The 12,106-nt window shown below is 54.5% G+C and carries 10 protein-coding genes; 3 read left to right on the top strand and 7 right to left on the bottom strand.

Going from position 1 to position 12,106, the window contains the following annotated elements:
- The first annotated feature begins 82 nt into the window (after nucleotides 1-82).
- From L855_RS03040 to adhE, 3 genes are all read left to right on the top strand, one after another.
- Nucleotides 83-544, top strand: a complete 462-nt coding sequence (locus tag L855_RS03040; protein WP_159783988.1) for a hypothetical protein — start codon at nucleotides 83-85, stop codon at nucleotides 542-544.
- A gap of 213 nt (nucleotides 545-757) precedes the next feature.
- Entirely contained in the window at nucleotides 758-1,420 is a 663-nt protein-coding gene (locus tag L855_RS03035; RefSeq protein ID WP_159783985.1) for a hypothetical protein, read from the top strand.
- A gap of 217 nt (nucleotides 1,421-1,637) precedes the next feature.
- Entirely contained in the window at nucleotides 1,638-4,316 is a 2,679-nt protein-coding gene (gene adhE, locus L855_RS03030) for a bifunctional acetaldehyde-CoA/alcohol dehydrogenase (protein WP_159783982.1), read from the top strand.
- A gap of 74 nt (nucleotides 4,317-4,390) precedes the next feature.
- On the opposite strand, the gene L855_RS03025 is transcribed toward adhE, so the two are convergent.
- The 7 genes from L855_RS03025 to purC form a co-directional block, all read right to left on the bottom strand.
- Nucleotides 4,391-5,005: a GerMN domain-containing protein gene (locus tag L855_RS03025; RefSeq protein WP_159783979.1), complete on the bottom strand. Its 615-nt coding sequence runs from the start codon at nucleotides 5,003-5,005 to the stop codon at nucleotides 4,391-4,393.
- Nucleotides 5,006-5,266: 261 nt separating this feature from the next.
- Entirely contained in the window at nucleotides 5,267-6,451 is a 1,185-nt protein-coding gene (gene lpxB / locus L855_RS03020; protein WP_159783976.1) for a lipid-A-disaccharide synthase, read from the bottom strand.
- The gene (lpxA, locus tag L855_RS03015; RefSeq protein ID WP_159783973.1) at nucleotides 6,448-7,266 is read right to left on the bottom strand and encodes an acyl-ACP--UDP-N-acetylglucosamine O-acyltransferase; all 819 of its coding nucleotides are present in this window, start codon (nucleotides 7,264-7,266) and stop codon (nucleotides 6,448-6,450) included. Before lpxA ends, lpxB begins: the two co-directional genes overlap by 4 nt.
- A 123-nt stretch (nucleotides 7,267-7,389) precedes the next feature.
- Nucleotides 7,390-7,896 carry a 3-hydroxyacyl-ACP dehydratase FabZ gene (gene fabZ, locus L855_RS03010; RefSeq protein WP_159783970.1) on the bottom strand — a complete coding sequence of 169 codons (507 nt, stop codon included), beginning with the start codon at nucleotides 7,894-7,896 and terminating at the stop codon, nucleotides 7,390-7,392.
- 80 nt (nucleotides 7,897-7,976) lie between these two features.
- Nucleotides 7,977-8,858, bottom strand: a complete 882-nt coding sequence (gene lpxC / locus L855_RS03005; protein ID WP_159783967.1) for a UDP-3-O-acyl-N-acetylglucosamine deacetylase — start codon at nucleotides 8,856-8,858, stop codon at nucleotides 7,977-7,979.
- Nucleotides 8,859-8,894: 36 nt separating this feature from the next.
- Nucleotides 8,895-11,282, bottom strand: coding sequence for a BamA/TamA family outer membrane protein (locus tag L855_RS03000; RefSeq protein WP_246198703.1), 2,388 nt, complete (start codon nucleotides 11,280-11,282; stop codon nucleotides 8,895-8,897).
- 79 nt (nucleotides 11,283-11,361) lie between these two features.
- Nucleotides 11,362-12,087 carry a phosphoribosylaminoimidazolesuccinocarboxamide synthase gene (purC, locus tag L855_RS02995; RefSeq protein WP_159783964.1) on the bottom strand — a complete coding sequence of 242 codons (726 nt, stop codon included), beginning with the start codon at nucleotides 12,085-12,087 and terminating at the stop codon, nucleotides 11,362-11,364.
- Nucleotides 12,088-12,106: the final 19 nt, after the last annotated feature.

Genomic DNA, 12,106 nt, shown 5'->3' with positions numbered 1-12,106 from the left:
AGCGTACATAACGTTTAAGATCAACATAGTCCATTCTGTGACACTCTCGGTCTGCCCAATCTGCTGCTGTCGCCCCCCAGCCATGCCAACCCTCGTCCTTGAGCCGCAACTGCCCCCCTACAGCCAAGACCTCTTACAGCAGTTACTATGGGCCATTGAGTCCGGTCAACAGCAGTTTGAAGTGATTTTTGCCCGCTGTGACTCGCCCCAACTGCGCGATCGCCTGATCCAACAACTCCACCGTCTCAGCTCAGTTCCCCTACAAGAGGTGATCCTACCCCCTCAGGGTGAGCGTCCCTACTCCCAAATTTGTCAACACCTGTCTAGTGAGCCTCCTCGCGCCCTCATGATTCTGGGTCTCGATGGCCTGCAAGAGCCACTGCGATCGCTCGAATCCCTCAACCAAATGCGGGAGCTATTTCGGCAACGATTTCCCTGTCCCGTTCTCTTTTGGCTCGATGGAACCCTCCAAAAACACTTAATTCGTCACGCCCAAGACTTTGAAAGTTGGGGCATTTCCCTTGATTTTAACCCTCAAAACTAACCCAATTAACCCTCTGATTTGAGTTAACCTCAAACCTTAAAAAAACATTAAAAAATAGCCTAAAGTTACCAGCATGGGGTCAGCATTGCCGTCTGCATCCAATGTAACCATTCCCCTTCTAGTTCCCTAGGAATTCTAAAATCAGTCCTTTGAACGATGAGTCTCTAAATCTAATCGCGTTACCATAGATGTCAAACGTTCAACAGGCTGACTATGCGATCAAAATTTTTTGCCCTATTCCTAGCCGTCACGGTGCCCTTATCCCTGGTTGGCTGTAACGGAGACGAGACGGCCGGAGACCCCGCCAGCCCAGACACCGTGGAAGCTCCCGCAGAGCAACCCACGGCTGACGCTCCTCCAGCCCCCGATGAGATGCCCGAGGCAGCGGAAACCCCCAGTGACGTTGGGGAGTGGTTTACCTATGAACCGCCCGACGGACGCTATGAGATCAAGTTTCCTAACGAACCCCTCGAACAAAACCAAAGCATCCCCGTTAACGAAACGGAAGAAATCCAGCTCTCACTTGCCATTTACGAAGATACCAATCAAGGGCGGGCCTACATGAGCGGTGCGAACCCGATTCCTCTTCCCGAGGGAGCCAGCTTTGATGTCGAGCAAGGCTTAGATGGCGGGCGCGATAACGCAGCAGCCAGCACGAACTCTGACGTAGAGAGTGAAGAATCTATCAACATCGAGGGGCTTCCGGGTCGAACGATTGTGATGCGAAATCCTGAGGGAGTTCGCTTTAAACTAATGATGCTGGCTGACTCCGAAAATGCCGTTCTTTACCAACTCTTAGTTGGCGCACAAGATGGTAATGTTGACTTCCCAGAAGCCGAAACCTTTTTCGACTCCTTTAACCTGAGTCAGTCTTAATTTCTAGGAACGTTCCGACAGTTGTCGATGCGCTCAAGGCAGTGACTTAATGTTCTTTCCATCCTCCTCACATCATCCCTATCATCCAACACGCTCTCTATGGAGTAGGGTTGGCTTGAACCGTGAGCTAACAAGCTGGAGTTCTCGATCGAGTTAGGGTTAAGTCACCCGAGAGCGCCCACTCTTATTTTTGTCGCTCACTAAGGAAATGCCAATCATGACTGAGCTTGTCACCAACCTCGAACAACTCGAAGCTCATATTGCCAGAGTTAAAGCCGCTCAAGAAGCCTATGCTAGCTTTAGCCAAGAGCAAGTGGATGTCATTTTTAAGAAAGCAGCCCTTGCCGCGAATGCTGCTCGAATTCCTTTGGCAAAACTAGCTGTTGAAGAAACGAGAATGGGGGTGGTTGAGGATAAGGTGATTAAAAATCACTTTGCCTCAGAAATCATCTATAACAAATACAAGTCTGAAAAAACCTGCGGCATTATTGAGGAAGATAAATCGTTTGGTATTCAAAAAATCGCCGAACCTGTGGGTATTTTAGCCGGGATTGTCCCCACAACTAACCCCACCTCAACAGCGATTTTTAAGGCACTAATCACCTTAAAAACCCGCAATGCCATTATCTTCTCTCCCCACCCGAGAGCCAAACGTTGCACTATTGAAGCAGCCAAAATTGTCCGAGATGCTGCCGTCGCCGCCGGTGCCCCCGAGCATATTATTGGCTGGATTGATGAACCCACGGTTCCCCTGTCTCAGGCTTTGATGCAGCACCCGGACATCAAACTGATCCTGGCCACCGGCGGCCCAGGAATGGTGAAAGCCGCCTATTCTTCCGGGAATCCCTCCCTGGGGGTTGGTGCTGGGAATACCCCGGCTCTCATTGACTCCAGCGCCCATATCAAGATGGCCGTCTCGTCGATTTTACTCAGTAAAACCTTCGACAACGGCATGATTTGCGCCAGTGAGCAATCGGTGGTGGTTCTAGATGATGTCTATGATCGAGTGCGTCAAGAATTTATCGATCGCGGCGCCTATCTCCTCGCGCCTGACGAGGGCGATCGCCTCGGGAAACTGCTCATCAACAACGGACGACTCAACGCCAACATCGTCGGCCAGTCCGTAGAAAGCATCGCGGCGTTGGCCGACATCACCATTCCCGATAATACCCGCGTTCTCATCAGCGAAGTCAGCGAGATCAGTACCGACGAACCCTTTGCTTACGAGAAACTCTCCCCAGTTCTGGCCATGTATCGGGCCCAAGACTTCAACGAAGCCGTCGGCAAAGCCGAAGCCTTAGTGGAATTTGGCGGACGGGGTCATACTGCCGTGCTATACATTAACCCCTCGGAGTTTGACCATATCAAACAGTTCGAGGACAAAATGCAGACGGCGCGGGTTCTCATTAATACCCCCTCCTCTCAAGGGGCCATCGGCGACCTCTATAACTTCCGCCTCGATCCCTCTCTCACCCTAGGGTGTGGCACCTGGGGGGGCAACTCCATCAGTGAAAACGTCGAACCCCATCACCTGCTTAACGTCAAAACCGTGGCGGAACGGCGGGAGAATATGTTGTGGTTCCGCATTCCCCCCAAAGTCTATTTCAAATATGGGTCTCTGCCCGTGGCCCTGCGGGAACTGGCCGGGAAACAACGGGCCATGATTATCACCGACAAACCCCTCTATGACCTGGGGATGACGGCTTCAGTAGAAACCGTCCTCGAAGATATTGGTTTGAAATATACCGTCTTCTCGGAAGTTGAACCCGATCCCTCCCTCGAAACCGTCAATCGGGGCTTAGCGGTGATGAATAGCTTTCAACCCGATGTCATCATCGCCCTCGGCGGTGGCTCGCCCATGGATGCAGCCAAAATTATGTGGCTGATGTACGAGCATCCTGAAATTGAGTTTGAGGGCCTGGCGATGCGGTTTATGGATATCCGCAAACGGGTCTATGATTTGCCCCAGTTGGGTGAGAAAGCTGTCTTGGTGGCCATTCCCACCACCTCAGGAACCGGCTCAGAGGTGACGCCGTTTGCCGTGGTGACCGATCGCCGCAACGACATCAAATATCCCCTGGCCGATTATGCCCTCACCCCAACCATGGCGATCGTCGATCCGGAGTTGGTGCTGAATATGCCCAAGAGCCTCACCGCCTTCGGGGGCGTCGATGCCCTCACCCATGCCCTAGAAGCCTATGTGTCGGTGTTGGCCTCGGAATACACCAATGGCTTGGCCTTAGAGGCGATTCGTCTGATCTTTAAGTATCTGCCGGATTCCTATCACCAAGGGGCTGCCAATCCCAAGGCTCGGGAAAAAATGCACTATGCCGCTACCATGGCGGGGATGGCCTTTGCCAATGGCTTCTTAGGCATTTGTCACTCCATCGCCCACCAACTCGGGGCGACGTTCCATATTCCCCATGGTTTGGCAAATGCGGTGATGATTTCTCACATCATCCGCTACAACGCCACCAATGCCCCCTTTAAGCAGGCGACCTTCTCCCAGTACAAGTACCCTAATGCGAAATGGCGCTATGCTCGCATTGCGGATCACTTGCAACTCGGCGGCGAGACGGAGAATGAGAAAATTGTCCGTCTGATTCAGGCCGTGGAACATCTCAAACAAGAGGTGGGCATTCCCTCGGCTATGAAAGACTTGATTCAGATGGACGAAGCTCAATTTAAGGCTCAGGTGGATCAGGTGGCCGATCGCGCCTTTGATGACCAATGTACGGTCTCCAATCCTCGCTATCCCCTGATTACCGACCTCAAACAATTGATCTTGGATGCCTATTATGGCAACTTAGATCTCTCGGGTCTCGATGGTGGTCAGATGGAGGGACTCGATGGGGTTCCCGATGTGCCCGCGGAACCGGAGGTGGTGATGCAATAACGTCCTAGGCCCAACTTCAGCCCCGAGAGAGAACCACTCATTGCTTGGGGCTGAAGGTTGGGGACGATGGGAGTCTATTGCAGCGATGTATAGGCATCAGCCCGGCTCATGGGTTGGGGAACTTCTAACCCTTCTCCCCCAAGCAGTTCTAGGGGTTCTCCCTCCACGGACAGCCAAACCTCCATACTCGGGTCCATGCTGGTGGCGGTGTAGATGACTTGGTCGAGTCGGCCCAGCATCGAGGCTGAGCCACCCCCTAGGGTGAATTCTTGGGAGAGATCCACGCGCACCCCGGCATCGGTAATTTGCAGATTTCGCAGGCGCGTATCTGCGGGAATGGCACTGAGGCCCGGCGAGGTCTCCGAGACCTCTAGCAGTTGTTCAAAGGCCTCCGTCAGCATCAGCTCGGGGTCACCACTGGTGAGGACGTTGTTGTTTTCATCAATGGTGATGGGCATCGCTAACAGTTCGACGTCGGTGCCCGTATCCTGAAGCAGATAAATTTCTGGGGCAGCGGTTAGGGTTAACTCTCCCCCCTCGCCCGGTTCGGTGAGATCGGGGGGAGGTTGGACGATATCATCCCCACCACTACGTTGATATAGGGTAACCGCTGCACCCCCCAGAATGAGGATGACGGCAAGGCCGACGAGAAGTCCAAGGGAACGATTTTTTTGGGCTGAGTCTTTCATATAGCAAACGTGGGTCTGAATAGGACAAAAAACAGGGGACAAGAAGGCAGCAGGCAGTAGGCAGTAGGCAGTAGGGAGGAGAAGGCAACAGGCAACAGGTAGGGGATTCTCTACCAACTCAGAGTGTCAATCAGGCAATCTTCGATTGCGATAGGAGGTTGAGAGAGAGTCAGAGTTGGGGGTATTGGGAGTGTTGACGCACCGTTCTTGTTTTACACTACCGAAGGGATGACTGGTTTTCCAGATTAAGTCTGGGTTGATTTAGCGGTAGATGGGGCGAGGTTGACCGAAGAGGGTAAAAATTTCCTCGGCGGCGCGATCGCAGACCCCCACCTCACCAATCTGCTGCCGCATCTGGGCATATCCTGCCTGCATGGTCTGCCGACGCTGAGGATCGCAGAGTAAGCTGAGGGCTTCCTTGAGGATGTTTTCGGGGGTAACGGCCTCTTGCATGAGTTCGGGAATAATCGAGGTCATGGACACGAGGTTAGGCGGAGACATGAACTCAATTTCAAAGCCTAAGACACGACGGGCAAAGCTTGCGGTTAAGGGATGCACGGCGTAGAGGGCGATTTGTGGCACGTTCAGCAGGGCTAGTTCTAGATTAACGGTTCCTGACTTACTGATAGCTAAATCGGCGGCGGCGAGACGTTCGAGACGGCGATCGCTAGTAATTTCTGCCTGGAGTCCCACCTCATCGAGGGCCTGTTGCAGGCGATCGCGGTAGATATCGAGGGAGAGGGGAATCCAAAACTTGGCCTGGGGGAATTTCTCCTGAAGCGTGCGGGCGGCACGGAAGATGGGGGGAACTAGATACTTCAGTTCCTGATGACGGGAGGCGGGGAGCAGGGCAATCACCCGGTCCTTTGGGGTGAGATTAAAGGCTCGTCGGGCCGTCTCGCGATCGGGGGCCGTGGCCAAGTGATCGACGAGGGGATGGCCCACCCAGGTCACTGTGGCCCCTCGCTCTCGGAAATAGCGCGCCTCTTCCGGGAAGATGGCTAAGAGGCGATCGCACAGCGTGATCAGGCGCAAGGCATCGCGATCGCTCGGAGACCAAACCCAGGTTTGAGGGGCAATGTAGTAAATGATGGGGATGCCGGGAAACTCTCGTTTAATGGCATTGCCCAAACCCAGATTGGGTCCCATATAGTCAATGAGAATCACCAAGTCGGGAGGCTGCGATCGCAAGGCCTTGAGGGCCTGGCGCTGCACCCGCAACGTCGGTAGCAGGAAAGGCAGAGACTCCAACAGGCCCACCGAGCCAATGCCACTGGTCTGAGCCAGGAGTGTCGCCCCAGCCGCCGCCATGCGATCGCCCCCCAGGGCTAAAATCTCCACAGGGGTTCCCTGCTGTTGGGCCCGACGATATAGGGCTTCAATCAACAACGCACCCTGTAAATCCCCCGAGACTTCCCCGGTACTGATAAAAATGCGTTGGCTCACGACGACTCACCCCGATGGCGTCGTTGACCACTGATGGGGCCACGTCGTCCCGGTTGTCGCGACGCTTGTAGGAAACGCTGTAAATGCTGAACCTGATGGGTATCGGGCAATAAGTCCAAACAATCCAACGCGCGATCGAGGGTTAAATCAGAGCGATAGAGTAAGCGAAAGGCCTTTTTCAACGCCTGGAAGGCTTGACCCTCATCCACCTCCATCAACCCAGCCCGTTTGAGGCCCACCTGATTCAAGGCCCGAACCCGGCTGGGGTTGCCTTCGACTAGCATATAGGGGGGAACATCGCGATCAATGCGACTCATTCCCCCCACCATAGACAGCTCCCCAATATGGACGAACTGATGAACCCCAACCACCCCGCCGATGCGGGCGTTCGACTCCACACAGACATGACCCGCTAACTCCACCGCATTGGTAATGACCACCCCATTGCCAATGGCGCAGTTATGGGCCACATGGACATAAGCCATCAACAGGTTATTATCGCCAATGCGAGTCATCTCTCCCCCCTGAGTGGCCCGGTTAATGGTGACATATTCCCGAATGCGGTTATCATTGCCGATAGACACCCCACTCATGGCCCCCTCATACTTGAGATCCTGGGGTTCCAAGCCAATGGCCGCTCCGGGAAAAATATGATTGCGCTCACCAATCTCCGTTGCCCCATCAATGACCACATGGGCTTCAATGGTTGTATCTTGCCCGATGCTAACCTGTTCGCCAATCACGGCATAGGCGCCGACACGAACGCTCGGGTGAAGTTGGGCCTGAGGATGAATGACAGCAGTTGGATGAATCATGTCTCGAGTTATCGGTTGGCGAGCGGAAACTGCCGCCTCAAAGGGTTGGCGGTTCTCCCTAAGTGACGCACCTGGTTAGGCGCGGCGTTGAGTCCGGCGAGAGAGGGTTGGCCTAAGCCGAGTTCACTCCACCATTAATGAGAACATCAGTTCTCCTTCACTGACCAACTGTCCCTCGACTTCTGCGCGACCGTACATTTTCCCAAAACGGCGGCGTTTCGTCCAGAGGAGTTCCACCGTCATCACCAGTTGATCACCGGGAACCACGGGCCGACGAAAGCGAACATTATCGATTCCGGCGAAGGTAAATAGGCCATCTTCCATTTCGTGCATTTGTGTGAGGACGACGCCACCCACCTGAGCCATGGCCTCAACGATTAAGACTCCCGGCATAATCGGTTTTCCGGGGAAATGGCCTTGAAAATGGGGTTCATTGACCGTTACGTTTTTAATACCCACTGCCCGTTTTTGGGGGACATATTCAATAATGCGATCGACCAAAGCAAAGGGGTAACGATGGGGGAGAAGACGGTGAATTTCATCAACACTCAGCATGGTAGCTGGGGCTGAGACCGGCTCCGTTTCTGAATGTTGGGCGTTGTTGGTGTTGGCGTCAATAAGTTTGGGCATAATTGGCTTCAAGTACTGCGGCTAACGAGATCCGGCTCGGCGCTGCCTGCGGCTTGCCCTCGGAATTCCCTAAAAATGGCTTATGCGTACCCGCGCGATCGCAGGGATTGGGCTAAGCGAACATGCAGGCGATGGCTCGCTTTATAAGCAAGAATGTGAGCCACTGGAACACGGCCCAGCAAGCTCAAATCTCCTACTAAGTCTAAGATTTTATGACGCACTGGTTCATTTGCAAATCGCAAGGGGGGATTAAGCCAATGGTCACCGTCACAAACGAGAGCATTGTCTAAACAGCCCCCCCGAATGAGTCCCCGGCTTCGTAAAGATTCTACCTCATGGGCTAGTCCAAAGGTACGAGCGGGGGCAATCTCTTGGCCAAAGTCCTCGGTTTGAGGACTCCAGGTATGCCATTGTTTGCCAATGGCGGGGGCGCTAAAGTCTATGCCATAACTCAATTGCAGATGGGGGGCCGGGATGGCGGCGACAAAGGCATCCCCCTCATAAATCCAGATGGGTTCTGGGAGGGGAGGGGGGAGCGATGTAGGAGGCGGCCCCAGGGTGACCCCAGCGTCGTCGATGGCGTCAACCCAGTCTCGGGCGGAGCCGTCGAGTAAGGGCACTTCTGGGCCATCTAGCTCAATCAGCACATCGGTTAGACCCCGAGCGCCCAGGGCTGCTAGGAGATGTTCCACGGTTTGAGCGCAGACTTCCCCCTGCACTAGTTGGGTGCAGAGGGGGCTAGGTTGGACTAGGTCAGGGGATAGATGCAGCGGGGGAGTTCCGGGTAAATCCTGCCGTTGCAGACGGCGACCGTGACCGGTGGGGGCGGGGTGCAGATGCACCTGGGTCTGTTGCCCGGAATGGAGGCCAACCCCGGAACGGGAGAGCGATCGCCGCAGGGTTCGCCCCCCCTGGGTCAAAGCACAGGGGGAGGCGATGGGAGATGAGGCAGACACAGACATGACAGGCTGGCGGGTGAGTGGGATAAGGCGAGAGAGCTAGAATCGCTGACCAATACCGAAGTGAAAGCGGTTTTCTCCCTCGTCATTGAGGGCAAAGTCGATCCGGATCGGACCCAAGGGGGATTGAATCCGCAGTCCTAAGCCATAGCCTAAGCCCGTTCCGGGTTTATCCCTGACCCCAGCAGGGTTACCAGGGACATCTCCAGCGGTGCCTAAATCGGTGCCCACATCGAGGAAGGCGACCCCACCAATGATGGAAAAGATGGGGAAGCGATATTCTGCTGTGGCTTGCAGGAAGGAACGACCCGCCCCGAGGGCCCCCTCCGCATAGCCGCGCACGGAGTTGACGCCACCGAGGACAAAGGCTTCATAGGGGGGCATATCGCCGATGATTGTGCCTCCCTGTAGGTTAAAGGCTAAGGACTGAGAGCCTTCGATATCGAGGAAATCAACCGGGACATAGTAGCTATAGCTACCCCGCAGGCGATTAAAGAAGACGTTGTCATCAAAGGGCAGCACTTGTTCAGTGCTGAAACTCACGCGATCGCCCCGGGTGGGGTCGAGGGCATTATTGCGGCGATCGCGGGCTAAACCGAGACGCACACTGGCCATAAAGTCCGTTCCCTCATCATTGGCTGAGAGGAGATTTCCGAGGGCATCTCGGGAGGTGCGATCGCCGTCAGCATCACGAATGGTCACTTCCTGCACCTGTAAGCCCAGGGAGGCAGTCCAAGCTTGCCGGTTATCAAACACATCTCGGGTTAGGGGACGGGTGAAGGTCAAGGCCCCACCAATCCGGTCAATCCGGGGGCGATCGCCATTGTCTAGATTCACTTCCGGCTGGTTGGGGCCGCTGTCGTAGACCAAGGAAATGGAGCGACGGCGGAAGAGATTGACGTTATAGGCGGTGCGGAAGGGGTCACCGCCAATCCAAGGGTCGGTAAAGTTAACATCAAAAAACAAACCCCGTGTTCCCAGTTGCACTTCCGCCCCGAGAACTTGGTTATTGCCCCCAAAGTTCTGTTCTTGATAACTTGCGGTCCCAAAGAAGCCCCCCACAGAGCTAAAGCCGCCCCCAGCGGCCACGGAGCCAAAACTCCCTTCAATGGCATTAATCACCACCACTGCCTTACGGGGGTCATCCCCCGGTTCCACCGAGAGATTAATATCTTCAAATAGCCCTAAGCCGAAGACGCGCTGTAAATCCGCTTGAATGCGATCGCGGTTGAAGACATCCCCCGCCTGAGTTTGCATCTCGCGGGTCACGATAAAGGGCCGAGTCCGGCCTTGGATGGGTTGTCCTTCTTCATCTACTGTCTGACCATCTTCACTGAGGAAGCGCAGTTCAATCTCCTCAATTTCTCCTTCTGCCACATCGAGGGTCACCACCCCATCAGCAGAGACGGGGGGCGGGCTGACGGGTCCTGTTTCCGGCAGCGGCGGCGGGTCAATCACCTGAGCCAGAACATAGCCATTGGTTTGATACCAACGATTGATTTCTTCTACCCCTTGTTGGAAATCCCGTAGATTGAGAATTTCACCATACTGATCGCCAAAAATCGCATCTACCCGCTCTTGCGTCAGGACTTGGTTATTTTGCACTGCCACTCGGTTGAGGGCAGGGTTGGGCAAGACCTCAAAGATAATCCGAACCCCCAAGGGGGTTTCCTCTGCGAGGGGTTCGACTCGGCCAAAAAATCCGGTGGCATAGATGGCGTTAACATCTTCCTGGAGTTGACGGCTGGTGGTGGTACGGCCTGGCTGGGTGCGAATGCTGTCATAGACCTCATCTTGCAGTTCCAACCGCAGCGGCTGTCCATCAGTTTGCCGCACGAGGACTTCTGAAACAAGAACCTGGGGTTGTGGGGTTTCTACTTGGGCCAGAGGTTGGGAGACGTTCTGGTCTGGTTGATGGGGGATATCCAGTTGAGACATCTCTAGGGCCGAGTCCTTTAGCAGTTCAGGGACAGCCTCAGGCAATGGCCCTTCTGTCTCAACGGCTTGAGTCTGCTGAGCAATCTCCTGTCGTATATTCTGGGACACCTGCCAGAGGGAGGACTCCTCCATCTGAGGATATTCCACCTGGGGACTTTCCATCTGAGGATGTTCCACCTGGGAACGCTCCGCCTGGAGGCTTTCCACCTGGGGACTTTCCACCTGGGAACGCTCCAGACTCTCCAGGGAATCCAAGTCCAAAGACTCCGAGGGGTCGAGGCTAACTTGGGCCTCTGAGATTCCCTCGGCGGAGGGCGGCAGACTCTCGGGCCGTAGGTCAGACTTGACCTTAGCCAGTTGTGACGACTCCGCCTCCAAGGATTTGTCTAAGCTTTTGCTCTCCATCGCCTGACTCGCGTCGCCTAAAATGACGGCGATCGCCAGGGATAATAGGGTCACAGAAGACCATTTCGAATTGTCTAACGTCACGTTTCAACCTCCACACACCAAATAACGCATCATTTAACCCTTGCCATCGTCCGATAGCTCGTTCCGGCATCATGACGGGTTAAACCCGCTCTAGGATACGTGCTAAAACTCGTTCGTAAGCATCTTCAACATTACCGAGATCCTGTCGGAAACGGTCTTTATCGAGGACACGTCGCTCAGCATCCTCGTCCAGGCGATCCCAAAGGCGGCAGGTATCTGGGCTAATCTCATCTGCTAGTACAATACTGCCATCGGCCAGTTTCCCGAATTCTAGTTTGAAATCGACCAGGGTAATCTCACAGCCACCGAAGATCGTTTGCAGATGACCATTGATCGTCAGAGCCATCTCCCGCAGTTGCTCAATCTCCTCAGATGTCGCTACATTCAATAAACGTAGGCGATCGCTCGTCAGGAGTGGATCTCCCAGGTCGTCGTTTTTGTAGAAAAATTCGACCAGCGGCGGGGTGATGGGAGTCCCCAGGGCCAAGCCAGTTTGCCGGCAGAGACTCCCAGCGGCGAGGTTGCGCACCACCACTTCCAGAGGAATGATCTCCACGGCTTTGACGCGCATTTGGCTGGGGCTGGGGCTATCAACCCAATGGGTGGGAACCCCTAAGGCTTCGAGTTTTTCAAACAGCCGGGTTGAGATTGTACAGTTAATTTCTCCTTTGCGGGTGATTTGGCCTCGTTTCGCCGCGTTGAAGGCTGTTGCATCATCCTTAAATTCAGAAAGGAGAATTTGCGGATTATCGGTACTGTAGAGAATTTTGGCTTTACCTTCGTAAAGTTGGCGCGATTGGGACATTCAATTCACCTGTAGCTGA

Source organism: Sodalinema gerasimenkoae IPPAS B-353 (genome assembly GCF_009846485.1).
Lineage (GTDB): Bacteria > Cyanobacteriota > Cyanobacteriia > Cyanobacteriales > Geitlerinemataceae > Sodalinema > Sodalinema gerasimenkoae.
This window is presented reverse-complemented; position numbering and strand designations above follow the sequence as displayed.

Coding starts and splice junctions, on each gene's coding strand:
- L855_RS03040 (WP_159783988.1), top strand. CDS start 83: ATGCCAACCCTCGTCCTTGAGCCGCAACTGCCCCCCTACAGCCAAGAC.
- L855_RS03035 (WP_159783985.1), top strand. CDS start 758: ATGCGATCAAAATTTTTTGCCCTATTCCTAGCCGTCACGGTGCCCTTA.
- adhE (WP_159783982.1), top strand. CDS start 1,638: ATGACTGAGCTTGTCACCAACCTCGAACAACTCGAAGCTCATATTGCC.
- L855_RS03025 (WP_159783979.1), bottom strand. CDS start 5,005: ATGAAAGACTCAGCCCAAAAAAATCGTTCCCTTGGACTTCTCGTCGGC.
- lpxA (WP_159783973.1), bottom strand. CDS start 7,266: ATGATTCATCCAACTGCTGTCATTCATCCTCAGGCCCAACTTCACCCG.
- fabZ (WP_159783970.1), bottom strand. CDS start 7,896: ATGCCCAAACTTATTGACGCCAACACCAACAACGCCCAACATTCAGAA.
- lpxC (WP_159783967.1), bottom strand. CDS start 8,858: ATGTCTGTGTCTGCCTCATCTCCCATCGCCTCCCCCTGTGCTTTGACC.
- purC (WP_159783964.1), bottom strand. CDS start 12,087: ATGTCCCAATCGCGCCAACTTTACGAAGGTAAAGCCAAAATTCTCTAC.